This is a genomic window from Oceanobacillus sojae, from assembly GCF_900162665.1.
In the GTDB taxonomy this organism is placed as follows: Bacteria; Bacillota; Bacilli; order Bacillales; family Amphibacillaceae; genus Oceanobacillus; species Oceanobacillus sojae_A.
Genome location: NZ_LT727812.1, coordinates 650932 through 675829, shown reverse-complemented (window position 1 = coordinate 675829; position 24898 = coordinate 650932). Strand labels below are relative to the sequence as shown.

Below are 24898 nucleotides of genomic sequence, written 5' to 3'. Positions count from 1 at the left end.
TTGTTTGCTTTTTATATTAAAATAAAAAATAAAGATATTTTCCGGGTTAGGAATAGGTTCATTTTTTGGAAATGAGGGAAAAGATAATGAAATGGAAAAAAGCGACTGAAAAGGGTTATACCAGCTTAATTGATTTATGGGAGAAGTCTGTGTTGGCAACACATGATTTTTTAAATTCAGCAGATAGAGAAGCAATTAAAATAGAAATTCCTTCATATTTTCCGCAGCTGGATATGAAGATGTGGTATCAGGATGACAGCTTCATAGGATTTTCAGGTGTACATGAAAACCATTTAGAAATGCTGTTTTTGGATCCTGAACATATAGGTAATGGATTTGGCAGCAGTATTTTAACGTATTTAATAGAGAAGGATGGTGTTAAATTCGTAGATGTAAATAAGGATAATAAGCAGGCAGCTGCTTTTTACTATAAAAATGGATTTCAAATAATAAGTGAATCAGAACAGGATGATCAGGGAAGAAATTATCCGATTCTGCATTTGAGTCTGGAAGTGTGATAAATACTGCGAAGAAAATGGATGTATATTCTGGTATCTGTACACTATTTCTTTTAAAATGATTTTTAATAGTTAAACTTCTCAGAAGGGAAAGACATCATATGGAAGAGTCAGTAGTAGTAAAAAAAGGTGGACTATTTAATAAATATCGTACGATTCAACAAGGAATAGATGCCGTATTAGATGGCGGTACAGTCTATATCGAGAATGGCCAATATACAGAAAACCTGGCAGTTGACGGCAGGAATATAACACTTCAGGGAAAAGGACAAGTTGTTATTACTGGTTCCTCGGATGTTCCATTATTAAAAACAATAGATGCAGCTGTCACACTTCAAGGAATTACATTTCAGCAGACAGGTCATACTAATGCAATTTATGTAAAAGAAACCTCGGAGATCAGCATAGAGAATTGCAGGATTGAAGGGGAAAATTACCGGGATGTAAAAACAACTTATCCGGCTCTATGGATTGGTCTGGAATCAAAGGTACATGTGAAAAACAGCACTCTTATCGGTCATACATCCAATTCTCTTCATGCAGAAGAATCTGTGGTGACCTTAGAGAATTGTGATGTGAAAGGGGTAGGGATATATGCGGGCTTAGGCAGCAGGCTGACTGCTGAGAATCTGACAATAAAAAATCCCAGCAACTATGGAATTTTTGCAAAAGAAGCAGAGCTTGATCTGCATGAAGTAAGTATGACTGGCGGTGGTGTAGCTGTCATCTTAGAGGATAGTAAAGGTTATATCAACTCCCTGACAACCAATCATACATACCGTGATGTGCTGCGGGTGGATCACAGTGAATTGACCGTTGAAAAAGCAGATATGAAAAACTTCTGTGAAATAAAAAGAAAAGATGAGAAGGCAGGCTACCCTGCTGTTTATATAAAAAATCGTTCCGTTGTAAGACTGAATGATGTGCATATACATGATTCTCTATTTGACGGAATTCAAGTCTATCAGTCTCAATTGGAGCTTTCTAACGCTTTTTTGAAAAAATTGTTTATGGGTATCTATATTCGCGAACAGTCTACCGTCAAATTGGGAAATATTGAAATGACCCAGCTGGAATACAATGCTGTCAGTGCTGCGGGACAATCGAATGTGGTAATAAAAAATAGCATGTTTGATCATTGTGTAGATGAACACGAAAAAAATTATCCGGTTATTTTTATAAAGGAACAAGGAAGTCTACACCTGGAAGGGACCACCATTAAGGGTTCTCTTCATGATGCTGTCTATTTGGACGGAGTTCAAAACACATACTTAGATGACGTGATATTTGATGCAGTAAATACAGGAGTGTATATACAAAAATCTATTTTAAATGCCAATCAGCTGACGATAAAAAATTGCTATAAAAATGCTTTGATACTTCAGGATGGCGAGGCAGATATTCGCAACAGCTATTTAGAAAATAATAATCTGGACAGTTCGGCAACCTACGAAAAAAATTCAGATATACCAAAAGCAGTAGATGCTGCTATTTCCATTGCTAATGCCAAGGTAGCATTGAATAGTGTTGAGGTAATTGATAAGACGGCAGCCATTTCTTTACGGGAGCGAAGCAGTCTAAATGCAAGTTCACTGCAGCTTTCTGGAGGGGTTTTTTCGATGGATAGTGTTATTGATTTTTCCTATCTGACATTCAGGAATATAGAGAAAGAAGCTGTTCACTTTAAGTTATTAAGAGGAACTGCTGCCAAGGTTCAGTTTGATGATCCGAGCGTTAGAGTGTGGCTGCAGAAGGATAAGAGCAGCCGGTTTTCATCTAATTTAATACACTCTCCGAATATGGTGTTAACGTATGACTTTACGGGGAAAACATCAGGATCAGTACCGCTCAATGATGCCGTTTCATTTGAAAAGAAAGAGCTGCAGCCTAAGGATAAAGAAACGGTTCAGGTGGAAAGCTTGATTGGCCCGACAGCTTATAAAGAAATGATGAAAAAACTTCTGAAAGAAACCACTTTGTATAAGGTCCGGACTACCCAAGGAATTTCAATGGATCAGCACTGGGGAATGCTGTGGCTTCAAAAAGGAATGAAGGATCTTACACCTTTCTTTGAGCAAGCCCGGGACCTGCTTGCTGAAGCAGAACTAATAAAAGAAAAGGAAGGTTTTAGATTATCTGAAATGCCTTCATTCAGCGATTTAGATCAGATAAATAGCGGTTTATTATGGATAGATCAGCTGGAGAAAATAGAAAATGAGACAAATCTGATGGCACTATTAGAAAATAAATTTTTTAATCAAAAACTTGTTATCATTATTTCGGGGAAAGAAGCAGAGATTAATCGATTGAAAATAGTTGCTCCAAAATTGATGGAGCAATTAAACTATGAAGCTGTATTTGATTTCTATACAGCTGAGGAAGCAGCAGAAATTGTCCGTCAAATCTTAGTGAAGCATCAATTTGTTTTTGATTCAGCCTTTCTAAAAGAATCTATTAACGACAATTATCCGATATCCGTAGATGAGCGTATCATGCAATGGCCGGAAGAAATTGTTGAATCAATTATTCAGGTGCAGTCTGAAAGATTATTAGAGCAGCCTGAAGTATCGCTTGAAAAAGAACAGATTATCAGTTTGACGCAATCGGATATATTAAAAGGGATTATGGCTGTGAAATGACTATAAAAGTCTGGTGGGAGGAAAAGGTGTTTTTAAAAATCTTCAAGAATAATTTTAGAATGGAGTCAGCACAATATTTGAAGGTAAAAAAGCCAGTTCATTTTATTAAGCCGGCTGTTTCTAAAAGATGGAGAAACAGCCGGCTTGATTTATGAAAAATTATTATTTACTAGTGTATAGCAATGATAATATTTTATAGTAGGACGCATTACTTTCAAGCAATTTTATGTTTTTTCACTGGCACAATATGGTCAAAGCTCGCATGCTTTTCCCGGACTGTAATGAAGGCAATTGCTCCAATCAGGCTGGGTATAGCAAAGGCCATAAATGCATGCTGCGGGTCTAAATTGGTTGTGAGTAAAAGTGCAATGGCTACCGGTGCCATGATGCCCCCAATTCGTCCGACACCGACAGCTATACTTAATCCGGTTGTTCGGATCTCTCTTGGGTAAAATTCCGAAATATAAGGATTGACTAAGTTTTGTGTTCCCACTGTGCAAGCACCTGTTAAGGTAATGATAAAATATAGCAGAAGGGAATTTGTTGTTATACTTAACATAACAAAACATAGTGATCCGATAAAAAACATCAGGATTAAGACAGAACGATGTCCGAGACGGCTTACTAACATCCCGCCAAATATCGAACCGGATATTTGTCCGACAGCAAGCATCAGGTTAAAGGATAGGCTGGATGTAAGGCCGTGACCTGATTCAACCATAATTTGCGGCAGCCAGGTTGTTAATCCGGATATAACGAGCATCGAGCAAGTGACTGCAATCCAAAATGCAAGGGTACTGCTGGTCCGTTTATTTGAGAAAACCTTTTTAATTGGGAATTCTCTGGTGCTTTCTTTAAACGTTTCATATTCATAGTTATCGGCCGCTTGATAGTTGCCGCCAGGATTAACTTTATTAAGAATCTCTGCGATTTTGTCCCCTTTTTTCTTTTTAAGATAATAAGAAACAGATTCAGGAAATTGCTTTAAGAACCAGGGCAGCGTAATAAGAGGAATAATGCTAATCCAATATAATAACCTCCAGCTCGTCAATTCCATCAAATACATTCCAATTAAAGAAGCGATAATTGCTCCAATAGAATAACCGCAGTACATCGTAGCAATCGTCAATGCCCGTTTTTTCACTGGAGAATACTCTCCCATAATTGCAACAAGGATTGGCATAATCCCACCTAAACCCAGTGCGGCAATAATCCGCATAATCATAAATAAGGTAGGGTTCTGTGCAAAACCTGCTAAAAAGGTAAAAAAACTGAATAAGGTTAAGCAAATGGCTATTGCTTTTTTACGGCCAATAAGATCTGAAATGGAGCCTAACAGAAATGTACCCACCATGGCACTGATAAGAGTGTAGCTGCTTATTGCCCCGGCTTCCACTCTGCTGATATTAAAGTCCTCCATCATTAATGGTAATCCAATTCCGTATATAGCCACGTCAAAGCCATCAAAGCCGATAGCGAAAAAGCACCAGAGAAAAATAAGCAAATGAAATTTATTAAATTTACTGTTACCCAAAACTTGCGTTGTTTGAACGGTCCGCATAATTTTAAACTTCCTTCCGTTTATTTAATTTTCACAATGTAAATGATTAAACAGAATGTTATCATGAAACAGCAGTTATAAGGTAATTGTAAAAATGTATCGTTTGCTATAGGGAAAAACTATATCGAATAAGATTGTTTTTCTCTGGCTGTTCAGTTTTATAATTATACGGTGATTCCGACCATATCAAGTAGTTTCAAATAAACGAATAATAGCGGGCTTATACCGGGATAATACAGCTCCTGGAATAAGTCCGCTAAATATATGGAATACGTGTTGATAACAGATAATAATTTAATAACAATTCGAGAAATCCTTTTTTACTTTCATCACATTCGTACAATAATTGCTCCGCCGCCGCTTCCCTGAACACACTTCGTATCTTCCTGGTCATGTATTGATTGTAACAGACGATTGTTCTGCATAATCAATTGGTTAAGCTGATCCATTTGATTTTTGAGATGAATCATCATTTGCATCATGGATTGCATATCCGGTGTTATACCATGATAGGAGCTGGCAGGATATGTTGAATAGGTATTATGTTGCCTCTGACTATTTGTATCCCGGGCAGGAAACGTATTGTATCCTGTTAACATACCTGCTCCATATTCAGGACCTTGAAGCTGTGTTTCCTTATCTTGATGTCCCGATTTGTTTCTGCTGCCGGCGGGATACTGATTATTATCCTGCTGCATATTCTCTCTCTGATTTTGATGATAAGAATGCCAGCCTGGTGAGGGTTGATTATGAAAAGACATCCGCTAACCTCCTTTCAACCTATACCCAGTTTATTCGTCTTTTCTTTCCGTGTGTGTAACAATCTGAAAAAGTCGGGTTTGGTGCAGCTGCGCTAGTCGATAATTATGTAAAATTCTTTAAAGCCTGGAAAACCACCTGATATAGAATTTTTTCTATCAGGTGGTTTTAAGATGTGCTATTCAGTTAAAAGAGGGTAGAACCCTTCTTCATTATGGGTTTCTGTTCCCACTAGCGGCGGGTTGAATACACATACCATACGCATCTCTGTACGTGCGCGGAGATGGTGTTTATCATTTTCATCTAAAAGATACATTGTACCGGGCTTAATCTGGTACACATCTCCAGTCGATACCTTTTCAATTTCTCCTTCGCCTTCGATGCAGTACACTGCTTCAACGTGGTTTTTATACCAGAAGAAATTTTCTGTTCCTGCCTTAATGATGGTATCGTTCATACTGAAGCCGACGCCGTCCTTTTTTAGAATAAAGCGGCGGCTCTCCCAGTTTTCGGATTTTGTTTCAGCTTCTGTTCCAAGCAAATCTTCAAGTGATTTTACGATCATTTATTCTTTCTCCTCTCTCTTAATAAGTCTCTATTCATTTTTATCGTTCAAGTACATGTTTTATGCTGTCTTCCAGCAGTTCCAGTCCTTTTTCGAGTCCTTCTTGATCAATAATCAGCGGCGGAAGGAATTTAACTACTTCATCATTTGGACCGGAAGTTTCTACAATTAGTCCGCGATTAAAAGCTTCGGCACAAATTTCGCCTGCCAATCCATCTTTTTCTATGGCAATACCCTGCATCAAGCCTCTGCCTCTGGCTTCTCCCTGTAATTCAGAATATTTTTCAATCAGCTTATTCACTGCTTTTTTCAAAAACATACCTTTTTCTTGTATTTCTTTACTGAAATCATCTGTCTCCCAATTCTTTAGAGCTTCAGTTGCAGCAATAAAAGCCATATTGTTGCCGCGGAAGGTTCCGTTATGCTCACCGGGTCCCCATTGATCAAACTCCGATTTAATCAATGTAATTGCCATTGGAAGGCCGATTCCGCCGATGGATTTGGATAGACAGACAATATCTGGTTCAATCCCTGCAGGCTCAAAGCTGAAGAATGTACCGGTACGGCCGTTTCCTGCCTGTACATCATCGACAATCAGGAGAATATCCCAGCGTCTGCACAGTGCTTCTACTTTTTTCAGCCATTCCATTCGTGCAGCATTAATTCCGCCTTCTCCCTGAACGGTTTCTAGAATAATTGCAGCAGGCAACGCTACGCCGCTTCCGCTGTCTTCTAAAAAGCGATCCAGATAAGCAATGGAATCATGATCCTCCACATAATTATCAAATGGCATAGATACAGCATGATGCAGTGGAATGCCGGCTCCATGACGCTTAAAGGAATTTCCAGTTACAGAAAGCGATCCAATAGTCATCCCATGAAAAGCATTGGTAAAGCTGATTACAGTTTCTCGGCCAGTTACTTTTCTGGCAATTTTCAGCGCGCTTTCTACTGTATTTGTTCCGGTAGGGCCGGGGAACATAATCTTATAATCAAGGTTGCGCGGTTTGAGTATAACTTCATTAAATCGTTTCAGGAAATTTTCTCTTGGGGGAGTTCCCATATCGAGGCTATGGATGATCCCGTCATTTTTGATATATTCAATTAATTTCTCCTGCATCGTATCATCATTATGGCCATAATTTAATGTACCTGCACCTGCAAAGAAATCAATATATTCTTTTCCATCTGTATCCCACAGCCTGTAGCCTTTTGATTTTTCAAAAACAGCAGGCCACCCCCGGCTGTAGCTTCTTACTTCTGATTCTAAACTTTCAAACGTTTTCATTTTCGCATCATTTAATGTTGCTGTTGTCAATGAAATCATTCCTTTTATTATTTATTTTCTGCAGCAATTGGTCCAACCGTAAACAGTAACTCATCCTCGTGTTCTTCCTCTTCATCCGGAAAATCGTCCGCGATGAAATAATCACTGATTTGACAATCTGTATCAAGCTTTTCAGCAAGACCTTTAAATAAAGCTTGTGAAGGTTGATTGGCCGGTGAAACGGTTGCCTCAACATAATCGATATCTTTACAGGCTTTGCGCTTTAATAACTGAAGCAGCATTTTCGTTGCTAATCCGTTACCCCGAGCGGAAGCATCTACAGCAACCTGCCATATGAACAGTTTATTCTGATTATTCGGATTTTTATACCCGGAAATAAAACCGAGCGTTTTCCCGTCTTTTTCCGCAACAATCGAGGTTTCAGAAAAAATATCACACCACATTAAATAACTGTAAGATGAATTGAGATCGAGTACCTTGGAATTTTTAATCAGTTCCCAAACAGCAGCTCCATCATCCTTTACAGGCTTGCGAAAATAAAAATCGGTTTCAAATTCAACAGTTAATGTCGTTTCATTTGTTGTGTTTGTGTTAATGCTCTCACCTCCTGAGTGGATTTTTTACTTACCATATTAGATTAACATAAGCAGAAATAACGTCAAAACGCATAAAGTGGAGAATAACGTGATTATTCATGATGAGAAGGGGTGAGCGTGAAATGATTGCTATTTACTATAAAAAGCTTTGAATATAATAGAAATGATCCGTTTTTTAATGTTGAGGGAAATAAATGGATAAAACATTTTCCAGACAGGAGATGGGTGATTATTAAAATTAAATTCATTACAGGGGAATAAAACAGCTGTCCGCTCAAGTTTGATGTTTAGGGACAGCGGTTATATAGCCTGTATCTGTTAATTTTCTTTTAACTTTTGGTCTTTTTCCATCATTTCAGATACTGTAATGGTTTTATATTGGTTTTCAGCTAAATAATCGAGAATAAGCGGGAGAGCTTTAACTGTTTGTTCCCTATTGCCTCCTGCGTCATGAAACAGTACGACATCTCCCGGAGAAAGGTTGTTGATAACATTATCTGCAATAGTTTTATAATCTGTCCCGTCCCAGTCTTTTGTATCCTGATCCCAGGACCATAGCACAACATGCAGCTGGTTGTCTTCAGCTCGCTTTACAATCGCATCATTATAACTGCCGCCAACCGGCCGGAAGAGCGTCGGGCGGTTCCCGGTGATGGCATATAGAATATCTGAGGTTTCTTTCATTTCTTGACTGAGTCTGCTGAGTTTCGTGGTGTGGTCATAAGTATGATTGCCAAGTTCATGTCCTTCCATTACTTGCCGTTGGATGATATCCGGGAATTTTTCAGCATGAGCTCCCATTACAAAAAAAGTAGCTTTAGCTTCGTATTCAGCTAAAATATCCAATATTGCAGGCGTATATTTTGAGTGCGGGCCGTCGTCAAAGGTTAAAGCAATCACTTTTTCCTCTGTTTTTGCATCCCAGAAAATATCCCCGTCCTCCTCAAAATCAAACCGGTCTTTCGCATAGACCTGTTCCTGGATTAACAAGAATAAACAAGAAGTAAGAAGCAGATAAGTAATCGTATAAAGTATTTTTTTCTTCATTTTACACCTCTCATTTCCAAAAATTAAATTAATCTTTAATATTATTTATATCTATTATTTACTAGAAGAATTTTTTTATCATATACGGATACATGAAAATTTTGGAGAGAGGAAGAGGGGATGCTGATTAATTTTTTTCTTCATTTTTACAAATGACATAATAAACAATAAGTACTACGAATTATTTAATTAAAGACGCTGTGCACATTAGGATTTATTTATAAGAAAGATACCTGAACCGGGTTTTTTAGTCTTCCAACGGTTCAGGTATCTTAAAAGTAATGTTACCTATTTGCGGTTGTTGCGTCGTTCATTATTGCGGTTGTTATTTTCCTTGAAGGTATTTTCGTCAATAAACTCATTTTCATTTGCAAATTCCACGTTATTGATTTCTTGGTTATGGTTATTCTCATTATTACGGTTTTTACGTTCATTGCGGTTAAAATTACGTTTATTGTTATCCATTGAAAACCCTCCCAATATTCTGTATGAGGAAAACATTCATTTTTGGAACCTTGCTTTAGTCAGCTGCTTCCAGCATAAATGCCGGCCTCGAATTATATTTTATCCCTTTATCAAAAAATCACTCGCTTTTTGATGAGCCATATTTTGTTATTTTAAAAATGTGATTAATTTAAGCGCCAATTTCGTTAAAATTATCTACAAAGCAATTCAATATAAACGAAAAACTATTTTAAGTATTTAGAATGAAAAATTCTCAACTTAATTCTAAGCACGAAAGCGTAACGGCATGGTACTTTCCCAGGCCTTGCCTGCCTGTAATAACAATTTTTCAGAGAGAGGTGTCCCGATAAATTGCATACCAACCGGAAGATTTTCACTATCCAATCCCATTGGAACGGCCAGGCTTGGGGTACCGGTTAAATTAGCCGGAACAGTAAATGGCAGACAACTCCTAATAACTTCTAAGTTTTGCTTTACCCATTGTTCACTATAGATTTGAGGGGTAATCGGTATGGTTGGACCGAGCAATAAATCAACATGCTTAAAAGCTTCCTGAAAACCTTTAACCAGTTTTCTTCGGGCTTGTTGAGCCTGCAGATATTGCGGTGTGTCGGTTAATGCACCGGCCAGAAAGAAACTCCGTATGTCCGCAGAATAATCGCTTGAATGTGTCTGTAGCCATTTATGATGCAAAGCTGATGCTTCTCCGGCCGCTATCGTATAACCGGAAAAGGTTGACAAAGTTAATTCAGGAATCTCTACATCCACTACTTCAGCTCCTAAATATTGGAGTGTTTCCATAGCACCTTTAAAAAGGCTTTCTACATCCGGAGCCAGGTCTTGGAGAAAGTAAGCAGGGAGGCCGATTTTGATTCCCTTGATCCCCTTATTTAGATCTGCCATATAATTCGGAACTGGTGCATCCAGGCTTACAGGATCATTGGCATCAAAACCTGCCATATAATGAAGCATTAATGCCAAATCAGAAACCGATCTTGCCATTGGACCGGCAGTATCTAAAGACATAGCTGTAGGAAAAATTCCATGCGTACTGACTAATCCATAGGTTGTTTTTAAACCGTATACACCGCACATAGAAGCGGGTAAACGTATGGACCCAAATGTGTCCGATCCAGTTGCAAGTATTGCCAGACCAGCTGCTAAGGAAGCAGTTCCGCCGCCGCTTGATCCACCTGGCATGTACTGGATATTCCATGGGTTTCGTGTATTACCAAAGAATGGATTTGTACCAGTTGATCCAGCTGCAAGTTCATGCAAATTTTGTTTTCCCAGCATAATACCGCCTGCATTTAACAATTTATCTACGGTTGTCGCATTTTCTTTAGGAATAAAATTTATAAAAAGTTTGGAACCAGCAGTAGTCCGTATTCCTTTTGTGTAGTAATTGTCTTTGACCCCAATTGGGATTCCATGGAGTGGGCCTATATAATTCCCGCGCATAATATTTTCTTCTGCTTCTTTTGCTTGTTTCAGAGCTGAATCATGGAGGGGTGTAATATACGTTCTGAGCATTGAATCGAATGTATTGATTCGATTCAACAGGTGTTTTGTCAATTCTATGGGGGACAGCTGGCGTGACTTGAGCAACGGGCCGAGCTCTGTAGCAGTTAAGAAGGATATGTCCGTCATGTCAGTAATTCCTTGTCAACAATTGTAATAGGTGTCTCCATATTTAAATATGGAAATGCGGAAAGTGCGTTTTGTGATAATGTCATCGTGCAGCGTATCTGCAAGATATATGGAATATCTGTCTCGCAAAACGGCAAACCCTGTAAATGTAACCCCTGCCTTATAAAGTTTGCATCATCCATCTAAATTACCTCCTCCTATAGATTCCTAATACTATATGAAATGGCTGAAAAATTATGCCGGGATAGCTATACTTTGGAGGACAGGAAGGTTTTCTTGTTTGCATAAATATAAAAAACTCTGTCAGGGAATTACGTTCCGTTGATAAGGCAAACAAAGTAACGTACACCATCGCGCCTCCTTTTAGCGTTTAGCAGGCGTTCTAATATATCTTTTAGTTCAATGACCCAAATATATAATCTGTTTTAAGGCAATTCATGATTGAGAATTTCACGCTTTAATAAAAGTAATGTTCTAATTTAAGCACAAAAGCGTAAATATAGAAATGGTATGTATATCTAAACGTTCGAAAGGGTGATTACATGGATGAGAAATCATCAAGAAATCAACATCCTGATAATAGAGATGCTAAACAAGATCAACTAGATCAGTTTCGTGTACGGGATTCCGGAGAGCCAATGACGACCCAGGAAGGGAAAAAAAGGTCACAGGACCAGGACCAATTAAAAGCCGGCATACGCGGCCCCAGCTTACGGCAAGATTATGATTTCTTTGAAAAAATGTCGCATTTTGTCCATGAAGAAATACCTGAAAGAGTGGTTCATGCGAGAGGTTATAGTGCACATGGTGAATTTGAATGTTATCAATCCATGAAGCATGTGACAAAAGCCGGCTTTTTACAGGAAGCGGGTAAAAAGACGCCCTTAACCGTTCGTTTTTCTACAGTGCAAGGAGCTAAAGGATCTTATGATACTGCAAGAGATTTACGCTGCAAAGGTGTCAAGCTTTATACCGAAGAAGGAAATGTCGACCTGACGACGATTGCAATGCCCGTATTAATTAACCAAGACGCGATGAAGTTTCCGGATGCAATGCATGCTTACCAGGCTAAGCAAGCTGATGATATACCAACCGCAAGCGGGGCTCATGACCGTTTTTGGGATTATGTTGCTAATAACGATGAAGCACTCCATATGGTGCTGTGGATTATGTCCGACCGAGGCATTTTAAGAAGCTATCGAATGATGGAGTCATGGTCCATTAATACGTACCTGTTTGTTAATGAACAAGATATTGCAACTTTTGTAAGATACGTATGGAAGCCGGTTCTTGGAGTGCACTCCCTGCTGCAGGATGAAGCACTTAAAATTGGAGGGCTCGACCCTGACTTTCATAGAAAGGATCTTCGGGAGGCCATCGATAAAGGAGCTTATCCAGAATATGAGCTGGGCGTACAATTAATCCCGATGGAGGATGAGTTTAAATTTGATTTCGATGTGCTTGATCCTTCCAAGTTTTGGCCAGAGGAGCTTGTGCCGGTACAAATGATCGGTAAATTAACGTTAAATAGAAATATTGATAACTACTTTACAGAGTCAGAACAAGTCGCATTTAATCCTGCAAATGTTGTTCCGGGAATTGATTTTTCCAATGACCCCGTTCTACAGGGAAGATTAATGGCATATAGAGATACACAGCAGCATAGACTTGGCAGCTCCAATTATGTTGAATTACCGATTAATAGGCCAATCTGTCCGTTTCATAATAATCAGCGGCGCGGTTTTATGAGGCAACGTATCGATGTGGATAAGGTAAATTATCATGAAAATTCGCTGGCAAATAACACCCCATACACGGTACCTCCGGAAGAAGGCGGCTACAAAGATTACCCGGGGAAAGTAGATGGCTATAAAATTAGAGCCAGAAGTGACTCGTTCAAAGATTATTATTCGCAGCCGAGGATTTTTTGGAATAGTTTGACGCCTATCGAAAAGCAACATACGATTGAGGGGCTAAGTTATCAGATTGGAAAGGTGAAAAGCAAATCTGTCCGACAGCAAATGGTTGATAAGCAGCTGGTTCATGTTGATAAAGAGATGGCTTCTATTGTTGCTGATAACATTGGTGTCAATCGCCCAAGCGGGACCAATGTTCCAGTATCTACAAGCTATCCTTCTCTCAGTCAAAGCAATACTCCTCGTTACGCATATACGCAGAAAGTAGGGGTACTGATTGGCGATGGTTTCGGCAATGAAGTAACAAATACGCTTCATATATTAAAGCAAGAAGGGATTTTTATTGAAATTGTAAGTAAAAATCTTGGGACAGTTACCGGTGCTGACGGCACAAAACTTAAAGTTGACAAAACCTTTCTTACAACAAGCCCTTATCTCGTTGACTCCCTTTACATTGTAGGCGGGAGCTCCGCAAATCAAACAAAATTTGACTCGGAAGTAATAGAATATCTGCATATAGCCTATAAACATTACAAACCAATTGGCGTTGCCTCTACCGGAGAGTCTTACATCCAAGCGTCAGATGGCAATAATTTAGCTGGTGTTGTTTTTGCTGCTAATAATCAAAACTTTGGGGAGGAATTTGTCTCAGCCATTGCAAAACAACGTTTTTGGAATAGAACATAATAGAAAAAAAGGGCATTTTAAAAATGCTCTTTTTTTATTATAGATAGAGACTTTATCATGGCGCTAATATCCTATGATTTTTTAGTGCAGCGCTATGTATACATTCATTAAAAAAACTAATACTACTTTTTAAAGTGAATAATAAATATAGGGAGGCAAAGCGCTAATGCCCAAAAAACCTAAAATGACTTCATCAGAACTCGGTGCTCTATGGATGACGTACCAGAAGAAAACATTAATTCTGAGATATTTGGAATATTTTATTGAGACAGCAGAGAATGAAAAAGCCCGAAATCTAATGTCAGGGTTATGGAAAAAACTCCATCCCAAAGTCGAAGAAATGCAATCGATGATTCAAGCGGAAGGCGCAGCAGCTCCCAAAGGATTTACTCATGAAGATGTGAATTTGGAAGCGCCCAGGTTATACGAGAATGGTTTTGATATTATGTTTTGCCGAATATTAAAAAAGCTCAGCCTGTCTATGTATGCTCTCCATATAACCGTTTCTTACCGTGAAGATATTATTAAGCTTTATATGGATATTATTCATATTTCGCAGGCCTATTATAATCATTTCACTCAATATTTACTGGAGGAAGGGCTTCTTCCCCGTCCAAATTATATCTCTATGCCAAAGTCGGTTGATTACATTACGGACAAAAATTACACAAAAGGGACAAATATTTTTGGCAATAAACGAGTCCTGAATACGGTAGAGTTTTCATATCTTTATCAAAATATCGAGGTTAATATTACCGGTATGCAATTGATGGCAGGTTTTGCACAATGTGCCAAGAATAAAGAAGTCCAAAAATATTTTACAAAAGGGAAGGAACTTTCAAAAGAAATTTTAAATGAAACTGGGGAAATCCTTCTACGGGATGATATTCAATCACCAGCTACCCCTGGAGGCACTGTGACAAGTTCAATGTCCGCACCTTTTTCAGATAAACTCATGATGATGACTACCTTCTTTTTTTGTAACGTATCTCTTGGAGCCCAAAGCTTTGGTGCTAATTTCAGTATGCGTAATGATTTGAATGCGAGTCTTGGAATAAAGGCTAAAGATATCTATCAATACGCAAGAGAAGGGCTAACGATTATGCTCAATAATGGCTGGATGGAGGAGCCGCCGAAAATGGAAGTTTGAACAACAAAATCAATTTCCTTTTGTAAATTCTAGAACCTTTTCAAAAAAGCGTATATTTGACCATTATTTTAGCACCATATTATTGAAGGAAAAGGAACTAGGAGGATTTTATGGAAAATAATCAAATGCAAAACCAACAAATGAATGCAAAAGCTGTGCCGCCGCAAATGAACCATGGTGGACATGAAATGTTTGACGTTCATGAGGTATTATCTGGGGCAATTAATACAATGAACACTTATACGATGTTAAATGAGCATATAAGCGACCCAGAGCTTCGCGATATTTTAGAGCGTCAAAAAACATTTATGCAAGAGGAATATAACATTACTTTAGAATGTTTTAAAACAGGACAGCCTCCTTCAAAGCCGACACAAAGTTATAAAATGAAGCAGAATAACCAGTTCACCTACGGGTTAACAGCTGCCCAGCCACAAAAACCGATGCAAGCACCTGCAGAAATAAATGATGAAGCGATATCTCTCAGTATGTTAAGCGCTGTTAAAGCAAGTGCACCAGCCAAAGCCGGAGCAGCACTGGAAACAACGAATCCTGTTGTAAGAAGAGTTCTTGCAGACTCTATTCCAAACTGTATTGAGATGGCTTATGAAATTTCTTTGTATCAAAATAAACATGGATACTATCAAGTACCACAACTTGCAGCACAAGATATGATGCAGATGCAAGAGGGGTATGCACCCGCTGTGCTTCAATCCAACAATCCACCTTTCCATTAAAGAATGTGCCCCTGGTGAGGGGCTTTTTTATTCAGGTCTCATTGATCTTAGTAATAGCTCGATTCTTATTAGAATAAGAAGGTATTTTGTGCATGTTTTTGTATACTTAACTTTTCTTGTATGCCAGTATAAACCTACAATGAATAAATTCCTTCAAAAATAGACTTAACCGTTGCCAGCTCCAGTCTGGTATTTATTGAATCTTCTTCCTTAGCTGCTGCGATCAGATTACTGATGCTCTCATCCAGTCCTTCATATTCATCTTCGTCACCTACCAGCTGGATTTTCCACTTATCCTTCTTATACATTTTCTTTAATTCTTCGGCCTGAGACGTAATCTTACTCCATTCAGGTTGCTCGATAGCCTGTTCAAGCTTATCAATTTGTTGAAAGAAATGATCACCGCCAACTTGATTGGAGCACCCTGAAAGTATGATAAATATAAGTGTAAAAAAGATTATTATCTTCTTCATTTTAATCCCTTTCTGTTTTATGAATGGTTATACATAGATTGCCCCATAATACGAATATATTACGTATCTTAGAAAGGTTGGGAATTGGATAATGCCTGAGATTGTATTGATTCTAATCCGTTCAATAACTGCATTCTTTTTATTATTTTTAATGGCACGGATTATGGGCAAGAAGCAAATTTCACAGCTCACTTTTTTTGATTATTGTGTCGGAATCACTATCGGTTCCATAGCGGCAACTTTGTCTGTTGATCAAAACGTTAAAATAGTTAATGGATTAGTGTCATTAACTATTTGGGGTTTTTTTCCGATTATTCTGGCATATCTGGGTTTGAAATCAATGCTTTTTTCAAAAATAACAGACGGGAAAGCAACAATAGTCATTCGAAATGGAGAAGTGTTAGATAAAAATTTAAAAAAGAATTTACTGACAATTAATGAATTATTAATGCTGCTAAGGGAGAAAGGGACCTTTAAAGTTTCTGATGTGGAAATGGCTGTTTTAGAAACAAATGGTGAACTGAGCATTATGTTGAAAACGGAACAGCAGCCAGTTACCCCGCAAACATTAGGGATTCCGCTGGAACAGGAGCATGGTCCGGCTGTCTTAATTATAGACGGGAAAATAATGAAAAAAAGCCTAGAGAATATTGGTTACTCAGAGGAATGGCTTACAGGAGAAATACAGAAGCAGGGCGCTGGAGGTATAAAGGATGTGTTCCTGGCTCAAATTGATTCACGAGGAAGCATGTATGTTGATCTATATGAGGACCAATATACAAAAAAGAGGGTTGAAGAAAGGCCGTTGTTAGCAGCATCTCTTAAAAAAATACAAGCAGATTTGGAGGGATATTCCTTTCAGACAGATAATCCGGAGGCTAAGAAATTATATGCCAAACAGGCAGCGGAGGTACAAAAAGCGCTCGATGTCATTTTACCGTATTTAAAGTAATAGGAGCAGCATTTTATTCAGGCTCTGCTGCCGGGATATTTGCTGATCCGGTTATATTCTTCTGAGCTTACCCCAATCTGAATTGTTTTATACCGAGGGCTTTCAGACAATTTCTCCATGATGATGAGACAAAGAATAAACGGTGTTACATACGTTCAAAGTTCTGATATGTAACACCATTTTACTTTTGAATAAACTATTTTTTTAGCTGATCAGTTCATCCATTCAGCTCTTTATATAGTTTGTTTGCAGTGTTACCAGGCTGAAAAGGACATATAACTTAATAAAGTAAGCTAAGCCCAGGTGAATTGCTGATTGCCGCCCGGATTTTTCAATATACTAGTTCGTTAAATGATTATTTCCGAAGATATGGAAAGGTCAATCCATATCCGGATAAAAAGGCTCATATATAGGATCGGTGTAATATGGCGGTCTTATCTTAATTGTTGGTGTACTCCAGCTGTAACTTAAATAATGCATTTCCAGCACTTCTTCATTATTTTCTAATAAACGTCTAACCTGCGGATAAAATTCAAATTTCAATTTAGTACCTCCTTCCATTAAAACAAGGCATCGTGCAAAGAGGGGCCTATGGTAAATCAATCTGAATTATTGCAACGGCATTTATGATGCTTATGCTTCACATATACAAAAGCCTAATCATATTCTATGAAAGGGGAGGGAAAATCGTTATGAAGAACCAAAATAATGATCGTGATCCGTCGTTAACTGAAGAAGAATTGGAGCAAATCAGAGTATATCAAAAATGGTTTGAAGAAAATAAAATAGAAGATCCTTATCCGTATTACCCTATATACGGTAAAATTACCCAGTATGAAGAGGTACCTCTTACACAGCCGGAGCAGAGACAGCTCGTTCAGCCGGGACTCGAAAGATTAATGGTGCCAAAACCGATTATTGAAAACCCAAACTATAAAGGAAGTGGAAAATTAAAGGGGAAAGTTGCATTAATAACCGGCGGAGACAGCGGGATGGGAGCTGCTGCGGCAATTGCTTTTGCGAAGGAAGGAGCGAACGTTGCAATTGCTTATTTAAATGAACATGAGGATGCTGACCGGACAAAAAGAAGAATAGAAGAACTCGGTCAGGAATGCTTATTACTGCCCGGAGATCTGCGTGAAAAAAGGCAGTGCGAACATATTGTTTTAAAAACAATTGAAAGGTTTAATAAATTGGATATTTTATGTAACCATGTTGGCATCCAATTTCAGCAAAATGACGTAACTGAAATTACAGATGAACAATTTGATCAAACCTTTAAATTGAATATTTATTCTCACTTTTACACAACCAGAGCTGCATTGCCTCATTTAAAAGCGGGAAGTTCCATTATTGGAACGTCCTCTGTTGTTGCATACGCGGGAGAGCCTTTATTAATGGATTATGCAGCTACAAAAGCAGCTGTTGTCGGATGGACGCGTTCCCTGGCAAAAAATATTGCCAAACGTCAGATTCGGGTTAATGCCATTGCTCCCGGACGAATTTGGACGCCGCTTATCCCGGCAAGCTTTTCTGCGGATGAAAATGCTCTGACCGGAGGGAATTTATTTAATCGTATGGCTCAGCCTTTTGAAGTGGCACCGACTTTTGTTTATCTGGCATCTGATGATTCCAGACATGTAACCGGGCAAGTGCTCCATGTAGACGGGGGAGAATCAACAAATTCTTAAAAGTATTTATAATGAAGGCTTCATGAATAATCTATTATTGATTTCCTGTTTTTAATATCTTATTCCTGTTGTAGAGCTTTGCAAAAATATTTAAATATCATGAAAGATAGTAGTTTTCTGCTCAAAAATATGCGGAATTACTATTTTTCTTTTTTTTTATGTTTTTAGTCCAGCCCTTTATGTTTAGAAAACGATATTTTAATGAATGTGTACAATCCTGCTAATAAAAAAAGCATAAATTACCTTATATCTAAATGAAAGGAGTGTCATTTATAACAGTAAATTGACGTTATTCTGAGAAAATCCATTCACTAATTACAGCTTTTACGATAAGAGGAAAAGAAGTTTTTACGGATTTTGCTCCGAAAGATAGCAATGATGATTCAAAATACTGGGACAAACATTATGGTGATAACGTACAAAATGATGAGATTGTAGCATAAAGCAGCTCGAGATAAACGCACAAAAACCCGATAATATCAATTATCATTAAATTTCCAGAATACGTCAAAAATTCATGCGTGGAAACACGAATAACAGATTCCTTGCAAACCAGTATCCTGACAGTAATTACAACCGGTCCGGGTATTGGCCTGAAAAAGGGATAAAAGACAAGGGATATTAGCTGTTAATATGGTACAGCTAATTTCTTAGTTGTTTTAGGGGTTTCCTTATTTTGTTAAATAAAAAAGACCCTAAAAAAACACCACGGAAAGGAATGAATAAGCTTGGCTAATTTAACAGATCGCCAAAGAAATTTATTAAATTTGTTAAACCAGATGTCACAAAACTTAGTTACAGCCAATAGCGCCAATGATACGAACAGTGGCAGTTCACTAAGTCATAATTTTTCTCTGAATTTACCTGGATTCAGTTTAGGTGGCGGCCAGAATTTAAATTTAAGTCTGGGTAAATGGGGAGGCGGAGGAACTCCTGGTACGCCAACGACCATTAGAGAGGTCCTGTTGAGTTTAGTAAACGAACAAGTGCAGGTCACTACTCCTTTTGACACAATATCTGGAACACTGCTTTCAGTTCAGGATGACTATATTATAATTATTGAAGCTTCTGGCGCACAAGTATTGGTCCAAATTGAAAAAATTGAATTTGTCAGTAATACGTAAAGGAGGAGTTTAAATGTTTGCAGCAAAGTTTTCTACAGAACTGGCCAATCGAATTGGATCAACAGTTGAAGTAGCTACGGATAATAATTTAATCGAAGGTATTCTTTCAACAGTTACTGCAGATTTAGCCCTGGTTATTGATGTTTCAAGCGGTTATGGAGATAATGTCAAATTATATATTTCAGTAGATGCTATCAACTTTGTCCGTTTCCCTGTAGCAGCGTAAAGAAGAAGAAAAAAGATACCCTGGCTTGATAGCCGGGGTATTCTGTTATGAAACATGATTCTAAATCATTTGTGACATGAAATGGAGTCATGCGTAATGAAAACTGGAATCAGGAGGCGGTTTTATGGTTAATCAACCACATGGCGGAAGATTAATCTGCCGTGAATTAACTGGAAAGAAAAAAGATGAAGCAATCAGGAATGCTGAAAAGCTTCCCACCCTATCTGTGAATTCCTGGGTGCTCTCTGATTTGGAACTGATTGGAATAGGAGGATTTAGTCCGCTGAAAGGATTTATGGGCCGGGCTGATTATGAAAATGTTATTGAGCATACACGCCTTGCGGATGGCACAATCTGGAGTATACCGATTACACTGCCTGTAACAGAAGAACAGGCTCAAAACCTTAACATTGGTGAACAGATTGCCCTTAGAGGAACAGACGGTATTATTTATGGGACAATCATCCTGGAGGAAAAGTATGCTTATGATAGAAAGAAGGAAGCGGTAAATATCTATGGGACGACTGACACAGCTCATCCAGGCGTGAAGAAAGTTTATGAGAAAGGAAATATATACCTTGGCGGGCCGGTTACATTGCTTCAACGTCCGGATCATAATCAGTTTGCAGCATATTATATGGATCCGGCTGAAACGCGGCAAATGTTTGCAGACCTGAACTGGAAAACCATCGTCGGTTTCCAGACACGGAATCCGGTTCATCGTGCTCATGAACATATTCAAAAGACTGCTCTTGAGGCGGTGGATGGATTACTGTTGAATCCGCTTGTTGGTGAAACCAAGTCTGATGATATTCCGGCCGATGTCCGGATGAAAAGCTATGAAGTGATTTTGAAAAACTATTATGTGGGAAATCGTGTACGCCTTGTTATCTATCCGGGAGCAATGCGTTATGCCGGTCCGAAAGAAGCTATTCTGCATGCTATCGTACGTAAAAATTATGGCTGCACGCATTTCATCGTAGGACGTGATCATGCCGGTGTCGGAGATTATTATGGCACGTACGATGCACAAGAGCTGATTGGAAAATATGAAGAAGAACTAGGCATTCAAATTTTTAAATTTGAACATGCGTTTTACTGCAAAGCATGTGAAAATATGGCGTCAGCGAAAACTTGTCCGCATGGCGATGAAAACCATGTCCATCTAAGCGGTACAATGGTGCGTGAAATGCTTCGGAAAGGTAAACGTCCGCCAAAAGAATTTTCACGTCCGGAGGTTGCCGATGTGCTGATAAAAGGAATGAAGAATAAAAAATAATAATTGCTGTTCAAAAAGTGTTGTGCGTTTCTTTTTGAATACGCACTAAAAGAGGATCTGATACTCTATGACATTGGAAATGATGTTTGTTTTGATTTTACTTCTGACTATGTTTGCTGTTCTGATTCTCGAAGCGGCCCGGCCAGACATGGTTATTTTCTCCGTGCTCGTTATTTTGATGCTATCCGGTATATTGACAGTTGATGAGGCATTGAGCGGTTTTTCTAATGAGGGAATGCTGACGATTGCATTATTGTTTATCGTTGCCGGTGTTGTACAGAAAAGCGGCTTGATCAATCAAATGATGGAAAAATGGCTGAAGAACAGCCGCTCACCCAGAGGTGCTATGATGCGATTCTTTGTGCCCACATCCGCATTTTCAGCATTTTTAAATAATACCCCGATTGTTGTGGCACTTACTCCAATTATAAAAAAATGGTGTGAAGACCGCGGGATTGCTCCTTCCAAGTTTTTGATCCCATTGTCATATGCCACCATTTTAGGCGGGACGATAACCTTAATGGGAACATCCACGAACCTCGTCATCCACGGGTTACTGCTGGACTTTGGCCTGGAGGGATTTTCATTATTCACTCTAGCTGCAGTTGGTATTCCTGCCACTTTAATCGGGCTCATTTATTTATTTACTATTGGATATAAATTGCTTCCGGATAACAAAGGATTTAGTCAGAGAAGGAAAGAAGAACCTAAAGAATATATTGCTGAAATGCAGGTTACAGAAAGCTTTGGGCAGCTTGGCAAGCGAGTTGATCAGGCAGGACTGCGTGATTTGAAAGGGCTTTACCTGATTGAAATTATCCGCGGAAATGAACGGATTTCACCGGTCAGGTCGACAACAGTTATTCAAAGTGGAGATCGTCTGATTTTTACTGGTTTGATTTCAACCATTGCTGATTTGCAAAAGATGAAAGGTCTGGAACTGGAAACAGGAACGAATATTAGCCTTGAGGATCTTAGGGATGGAACAACACATTTAGTGGATGCTGTCGTATCAGACCAGTCGTCACTTTTATCCAAGTCCATTAAACAGTTGCGGTTTCGTTCACGGTATGATGCGGGCGTCATTGCAGTACACCGGAATAATGAACGGATTAAGAGTAAGATTGGAGATATTATTTTAAAGCCTGGAGACTCATTATTGCTTCTGGCAGGCACCGACTTTGTTGAAAAATACGACCGGTCGAATGATTTTTTTGTTGTGTCTCCATTGGATACACCGCCAACTCTGAAACAGAGTGTAATGAAAGGCTGGTTTTCCATCATTATGTTGTTCGGGATGATTGGAGTGGTGACATTTGGGTGGCTCAGTATGTTTAAAGCGATGGCACTTACAGTATTGGTGTTTTTGGCTGCAAAAATTATTACACCTCAAGAAGCTAAGAAATATATTCATTTTAACGTTTTATTGTTGATTGCCAGTTCATTTGGGATAGGCACAGCAATGCGAAAAACAGGATTGGCGGAATGGGGTGCAGATATGCTATTGGACTTTGGCAGACCATTAGGGCTGCTGGTCATTTTATTTCTGATTTATCTCTTGACCAATTTGTTTACGGAGATGCTCAGCAATAGCACAGCAGCTGTTATGGTGCTCCCGGTCGGGATTGAAATGGCACACACACTCAGTGTTGATCCAATGGGAATAGCGGTTCTTATTGCGATGGCAGCTTCAGCCAGTTTTGTGACACCAATCGGTTATCAGACCAATTTAATTGTATATGGACCTGGCGGCTACAGATTTATAGATTACGTGAAAGCAGGGCTTCCGCTAAGTCTGATAGTAATGGTAATGTCTGTTTTAATTGTTTATCATATATGGTTTTAGGAGGGGGATTTATGACTGAATCAGAAAATATCTCATGGCATTATTCGAAAGTAACGAAAGAACATCGCAGACAGTTGAATAACCATAAGAGTGTCGTGTTATGGTTCACCGGACTGTCCGGTTCCGGCAAATCGACTATTTCTGTTGAACTGGAAAAAGAACTTCATCAAATGGGGGTACGGACTTACCGTTTGGATGGAGATAACATCCGACATGGATTAAATAAAGACCTTGGTTTCAGTCCAGATGACCGTAAAGAAAACATCCGCCGTATTGGAGAGGTTTCCAGGCTGATGGTAGAAGCCGGGCTGGTTACCTTGACGGCATTTATTTCACCGTACCGGGAAGATCGTGATGAGATACGTAAAATGATGAATCATGATGAATTCATTGAGGTATTTGTAGATGCAAGTTTAGAGACATGTAAATCGCGTGATCCAAAAGGGCTTTATAAAAAAGTACGTGCTGGTAAGATTACAGGATTTACAGGGATTGACGCACCTTATGAAGCGCCAGTGAAGCCGGAAATAACTGTAAATACAGATGTGGCTGGCGTTGAAGAATCAGTTCAGGCGATTATGTCCTATTTGAAAACGAAAGGATACCTCATTAATGATTAACGTGAGCTTAAAAATCATGCTGGATATATCACTGAAAGCGGGCCGGGAGATTTTGCAAGTTTATGATAAGGATTATTCGATTGAAACGAAATCAGACGGTTCATTGCTGACTGAGGCTGATCGGCGTTCCCATCAGACAATTATCAAACAGCTTCAGGACGCGTATGGAGAGATTCCGATTTTAAGTGAAGAAGGAAGTGAGATTCCGTATACTAAACGCAAGCATTGGTCTGTGTTTTTCCTGGTAGATCCGCTGGATGGTACAAAAGAGTTTATCAGCAAAAACGGGGAGTTTACGGTGAATATCGCATTGATGGAGGATGGCTACCCTGTGCTGGGTGTCATCTATGCTCCCGTACTGGATGTGTTTTATTTCGGACAGTCCGGCCTGGGCACATTTAAATTGGAAGCTGCCTCACGAGCAGCCCCTTTTGATGATAAAGCGCTGATTGAACAAAGTAAAAAGCTGCCGATTACTGACTCTGGAGACGTTATTAACGTTATTGCGAGCCGCTCACATATGTCAGAAGAAACGGAAGCATTTATTGAAAAGCTGCGCAATGACCATGTAGTCGATGTGGCAGCAGCCGGGAGCTCCCTGAAATTCTGTCTTGTTGCAGAGGGGAAAGCAGATTATTATCCACGTTACGCTCCAACGATGGAATGGGATACTGCGGCAGGGCAGGCAATTGTTGAAGCTGCAGGAGGAACAATGCTGCGTTATGAGGATCATGAGCGTTTTTATTATAACCAGGAGAATTTGAAAAATGGCTGGTTTTTAGTGAAGCGTTAAGGTGATTCAAAAATTTCATAAGATGAGCACATTATCCTGTTTCATTATAAAATCTATAAAATTTGATAGTCTTGTTAATCTGATTAATTGAAAATGCACCGGCATGTTGATAATTAGAAAGCAAGTGTAAAAGATTCGGCTTATTTGTAAGACTTTTACTATATATGCAAACAACATTTGGACGCGCACCAATTGCCTCTTTTACCTTTATTTAAACGACTATCATGTACAGTCTACTAGTTTTTTCATAAATTGAGGTATAACCTATTTGAATGTATTGATGTCAGTTGCCAAACAGGAAATAAATAAAGGAATT

The 24898-nt window shown here is 38.9% G+C and carries 24 protein-coding genes; 13 read left to right on the top strand and 11 right to left on the bottom strand.

Annotated elements, in window-relative coordinates; translation table 11 throughout:
• The first annotated feature begins 86 nt into the window (after nucleotides 1–86).
• Together BN1068_RS14070 and BN1068_RS14065 are read left to right on the top strand one after the other, a co-directional pair.
• Complete coding sequence (locus BN1068_RS14070; protein ID WP_077603480.1) at nucleotides 87–518, top strand: GNAT family N-acetyltransferase; 432 nt, start codon at nucleotides 87–89, stop codon at nucleotides 516–518.
• A gap of 101 nt (nucleotides 519–619) precedes the next feature.
• Nucleotides 620–3157 carry a right-handed parallel beta-helix repeat-containing protein gene (locus BN1068_RS14065; RefSeq protein ID WP_077603479.1) on the top strand — a complete coding sequence of 846 codons (2538 nt, stop codon included), beginning with the start codon at nucleotides 620–622 and terminating at the stop codon, nucleotides 3155–3157.
• Between the two features lie 214 nt (nucleotides 3158–3371).
• Here BN1068_RS14065 and BN1068_RS14060 read toward each other — a convergent pair whose 3' ends face one another.
• The 9 genes from BN1068_RS14060 to BN1068_RS14025 form a co-directional block, all read right to left on the bottom strand.
• On the bottom strand, nucleotides 3372–4718 hold the full coding sequence (locus BN1068_RS14060) for an MFS transporter (protein WP_077603478.1): 1347 nt from the start codon (nucleotides 4716–4718) through the stop codon (nucleotides 3372–3374).
• A 329-nt stretch (nucleotides 4719–5047) separates the two neighbouring features.
• Complete coding sequence (locus tag BN1068_RS14055; RefSeq protein WP_077603477.1) at nucleotides 5048–5479, bottom strand: hypothetical protein; 432 nt, start codon at nucleotides 5477–5479, stop codon at nucleotides 5048–5050.
• Between the two features lie 176 nt (nucleotides 5480–5655).
• Nucleotides 5656–6042: an ectoine synthase gene (locus BN1068_RS14050; protein WP_077603476.1), complete on the bottom strand. Its 387-nt coding sequence runs from the start codon at nucleotides 6040–6042 to the stop codon at nucleotides 5656–5658.
• Between the two features lie 40 nt (nucleotides 6043–6082).
• Complete coding sequence (gene ectB, locus BN1068_RS14045; protein ID WP_077603475.1) at nucleotides 6083–7369, bottom strand: diaminobutyrate--2-oxoglutarate transaminase; 1287 nt, start codon at nucleotides 7367–7369, stop codon at nucleotides 6083–6085.
• A gap of 8 nt (nucleotides 7370–7377) precedes the next feature.
• A complete protein-coding gene (gene ectA / locus BN1068_RS14040) occupies nucleotides 7378–7926 on the bottom strand; it encodes a diaminobutyrate acetyltransferase (protein ID WP_077603474.1) in 549 nt (182 codons plus the stop codon).
• Between the two features lie 318 nt (nucleotides 7927–8244).
• The gene (locus BN1068_RS14035) at nucleotides 8245–8973 is read right to left on the bottom strand and encodes a polysaccharide deacetylase family protein (protein WP_077603473.1); all 729 of its coding nucleotides are present in this window, start codon (nucleotides 8971–8973) and stop codon (nucleotides 8245–8247) included.
• A gap of 288 nt (nucleotides 8974–9261) precedes the next feature.
• Nucleotides 9262–9438 (bottom strand): hypothetical protein, encoded by a 177-nt coding sequence (locus tag BN1068_RS23670; RefSeq protein ID WP_175637153.1) that lies wholly within the window; start codon nucleotides 9436–9438, stop codon nucleotides 9262–9264.
• A gap of 264 nt (nucleotides 9439–9702) precedes the next feature.
• Nucleotides 9703–11088, bottom strand: coding sequence for an amidase (locus tag BN1068_RS14030; protein WP_077603472.1), 1386 nt, complete (start codon nucleotides 11086–11088; stop codon nucleotides 9703–9705).
• On the bottom strand, nucleotides 11085–11270 hold the full coding sequence (locus BN1068_RS14025) for a hypothetical protein (RefSeq protein WP_077603471.1): 186 nt from the start codon (nucleotides 11268–11270) through the stop codon (nucleotides 11085–11087). The genes BN1068_RS14030 and BN1068_RS14025 overlap by 4 nt, the downstream gene beginning before the upstream one ends.
• Nucleotides 11271–11630: 360 nt before the next feature.
• Here BN1068_RS14025 and BN1068_RS14020 point away from each other — a divergent pair, with 360 nt between their 5' ends.
• From BN1068_RS14020 to BN1068_RS14010, 3 genes are all read left to right on the top strand, one after another.
• A complete protein-coding gene (locus BN1068_RS14020) occupies nucleotides 11631–13691 on the top strand; it encodes a catalase (protein WP_077603470.1) in 2061 nt (686 codons plus the stop codon).
• 166 nt (nucleotides 13692–13857) lie between these two features.
• On the top strand, nucleotides 13858–14841 hold the full coding sequence (locus BN1068_RS14015; RefSeq protein ID WP_077603469.1) for a DUF3231 family protein: 984 nt from the start codon (nucleotides 13858–13860) through the stop codon (nucleotides 14839–14841).
• Nucleotides 14842–14951: 110 nt separating this feature from the next.
• The gene (locus BN1068_RS14010; protein ID WP_077603468.1) at nucleotides 14952–15578 is read left to right on the top strand and encodes a spore coat protein; all 627 of its coding nucleotides are present in this window, start codon (nucleotides 14952–14954) and stop codon (nucleotides 15576–15578) included.
• Nucleotides 15579–15712: 134 nt separating this feature from the next.
• On the opposite strand, the gene BN1068_RS14005 is transcribed toward BN1068_RS14010, so the two are convergent.
• The gene (locus BN1068_RS14005) at nucleotides 15713–16051 is read right to left on the bottom strand and encodes a DUF4363 family protein (protein ID WP_077603467.1); all 339 of its coding nucleotides are present in this window, start codon (nucleotides 16049–16051) and stop codon (nucleotides 15713–15715) included.
• 91 nt (nucleotides 16052–16142) lie between these two features.
• On the opposite strand from BN1068_RS14005, the gene BN1068_RS14000 reads away from it, so the two are divergent.
• Nucleotides 16143–17003 carry a DUF421 domain-containing protein gene (locus BN1068_RS14000; protein WP_077603466.1) on the top strand — a complete coding sequence of 287 codons (861 nt, stop codon included), beginning with the start codon at nucleotides 16143–16145 and terminating at the stop codon, nucleotides 17001–17003.
• A 378-nt stretch (nucleotides 17004–17381) separates the two neighbouring features.
• Here the strand turns inward: BN1068_RS14000 and BN1068_RS23665 are convergent, their stop codons facing one another.
• A complete protein-coding gene (locus tag BN1068_RS23665; protein ID WP_175637152.1) occupies nucleotides 17382–17546 on the bottom strand; it encodes a hypothetical protein in 165 nt (54 codons plus the stop codon).
• Between the two features lie 149 nt (nucleotides 17547–17695).
• Between BN1068_RS23665 and BN1068_RS13995 the strand changes: the two genes are divergently transcribed.
• The 7 genes from BN1068_RS13995 to cysQ all read left to right on the top strand — a co-directional run bounded on the left by BN1068_RS13995 (nucleotide 17696) and on the right by cysQ (nucleotide 24582).
• A complete protein-coding gene (locus BN1068_RS13995) occupies nucleotides 17696–18694 on the top strand; it encodes an SDR family oxidoreductase (protein ID WP_077603465.1) in 999 nt (332 codons plus the stop codon).
• A 728-nt stretch (nucleotides 18695–19422) separates the two neighbouring features.
• A complete protein-coding gene (locus BN1068_RS13990; protein ID WP_077603464.1) occupies nucleotides 19423–19818 on the top strand; it encodes a DUF2642 domain-containing protein in 396 nt (131 codons plus the stop codon).
• Between the two features lie 13 nt (nucleotides 19819–19831).
• Nucleotides 19832–20044 carry a hypothetical protein gene (locus BN1068_RS13985; protein WP_077603463.1) on the top strand — a complete coding sequence of 71 codons (213 nt, stop codon included), beginning with the start codon at nucleotides 19832–19834 and terminating at the stop codon, nucleotides 20042–20044.
• A gap of 124 nt (nucleotides 20045–20168) precedes the next feature.
• The gene (gene sat / locus BN1068_RS13980) at nucleotides 20169–21323 is read left to right on the top strand and encodes a sulfate adenylyltransferase (protein WP_077603462.1); all 1155 of its coding nucleotides are present in this window, start codon (nucleotides 20169–20171) and stop codon (nucleotides 21321–21323) included.
• Nucleotides 21324–21390: 67 nt separating this feature from the next.
• Entirely contained in the window at nucleotides 21391–23169 is a 1779-nt protein-coding gene (locus tag BN1068_RS13975) for an SLC13 family permease (RefSeq protein ID WP_077603461.1), read from the top strand.
• Nucleotides 23170–23180: 11 nt separating this feature from the next.
• Nucleotides 23181–23789 carry an adenylyl-sulfate kinase gene (gene cysC, locus BN1068_RS13970; protein ID WP_077603460.1) on the top strand — a complete coding sequence of 203 codons (609 nt, stop codon included), beginning with the start codon at nucleotides 23181–23183 and terminating at the stop codon, nucleotides 23787–23789.
• The gene (cysQ, locus tag BN1068_RS13965; protein ID WP_077603459.1) at nucleotides 23782–24582 is read left to right on the top strand and encodes a 3'(2'),5'-bisphosphate nucleotidase CysQ; all 801 of its coding nucleotides are present in this window, start codon (nucleotides 23782–23784) and stop codon (nucleotides 24580–24582) included. Before cysC ends, cysQ begins: the two co-directional genes overlap by 8 nt.
• The last annotated feature ends 316 nt before the right edge of the window (nucleotides 24583–24898 follow it).

Excerpts from the sequence above, each read along its gene's own strand:
- BN1068_RS14070 (WP_077603480.1), top strand. The coding sequence starts at position 87 with ATGAAATGGAAAAAAGCGACTGAAAAGGGTTATACCAGCTTAATTGAT.
- BN1068_RS14065 (WP_077603479.1), top strand. The coding sequence starts at position 620 with ATGGAAGAGTCAGTAGTAGTAAAAAAAGGTGGACTATTTAATAAATAT.
- BN1068_RS14060 (WP_077603478.1), bottom strand. The coding sequence starts at position 4,718 with ATGCGGACCGTTCAAACAACGCAAGTTTTGGGTAACAGTAAATTTAAT.
- BN1068_RS14055 (WP_077603477.1), bottom strand. The coding sequence starts at position 5,479 with ATGTCTTTTCATAATCAACCCTCACCAGGCTGGCATTCTTATCATCAA.
- BN1068_RS14050 (WP_077603476.1), bottom strand. The coding sequence starts at position 6,042 with ATGATCGTAAAATCACTTGAAGATTTGCTTGGAACAGAAGCTGAAACA.
- ectB (WP_077603475.1), bottom strand. The coding sequence starts at position 7,369 with ATGATTTCATTGACAACAGCAACATTAAATGATGCGAAAATGAAAACG.
- BN1068_RS14035 (WP_077603473.1), bottom strand. The coding sequence starts at position 8,973 with ATGAAGAAAAAAATACTTTATACGATTACTTATCTGCTTCTTACTTCT.
- BN1068_RS23670 (WP_175637153.1), bottom strand. The coding sequence starts at position 9,438 with ATGGATAACAATAAACGTAATTTTAACCGCAATGAACGTAAAAACCGT.
- BN1068_RS14030 (WP_077603472.1), bottom strand. The coding sequence starts at position 11,088 with ATGACGGACATATCCTTCTTAACTGCTACAGAGCTCGGCCCGTTGCTC.
- BN1068_RS14025 (WP_077603471.1), bottom strand. The coding sequence starts at position 11,270 with ATGGATGATGCAAACTTTATAAGGCAGGGGTTACATTTACAGGGTTTG.
- BN1068_RS14020 (WP_077603470.1), top strand. The coding sequence starts at position 11,631 with ATGGATGAGAAATCATCAAGAAATCAACATCCTGATAATAGAGATGCT.
- BN1068_RS14015 (WP_077603469.1), top strand. The coding sequence starts at position 13,858 with ATGCCCAAAAAACCTAAAATGACTTCATCAGAACTCGGTGCTCTATGG.
- BN1068_RS14010 (WP_077603468.1), top strand. The coding sequence starts at position 14,952 with ATGGAAAATAATCAAATGCAAAACCAACAAATGAATGCAAAAGCTGTG.
- BN1068_RS14005 (WP_077603467.1), bottom strand. The coding sequence starts at position 16,051 with ATGAAGAAGATAATAATCTTTTTTACACTTATATTTATCATACTTTCA.
- BN1068_RS14000 (WP_077603466.1), top strand. The coding sequence starts at position 16,143 with ATGCCTGAGATTGTATTGATTCTAATCCGTTCAATAACTGCATTCTTT.
- BN1068_RS13995 (WP_077603465.1), top strand. The coding sequence starts at position 17,696 with ATGAAGAACCAAAATAATGATCGTGATCCGTCGTTAACTGAAGAAGAA.
- BN1068_RS13985 (WP_077603463.1), top strand. The coding sequence starts at position 19,832 with ATGTTTGCAGCAAAGTTTTCTACAGAACTGGCCAATCGAATTGGATCA.
- sat (WP_077603462.1), top strand. The coding sequence starts at position 20,169 with ATGGTTAATCAACCACATGGCGGAAGATTAATCTGCCGTGAATTAACT.
- BN1068_RS13975 (WP_077603461.1), top strand. The coding sequence starts at position 21,391 with ATGACATTGGAAATGATGTTTGTTTTGATTTTACTTCTGACTATGTTT.
- cysC (WP_077603460.1), top strand. The coding sequence starts at position 23,181 with ATGACTGAATCAGAAAATATCTCATGGCATTATTCGAAAGTAACGAAA.
- cysQ (WP_077603459.1), top strand. The coding sequence starts at position 23,782 with ATGATTAACGTGAGCTTAAAAATCATGCTGGATATATCACTGAAAGCG.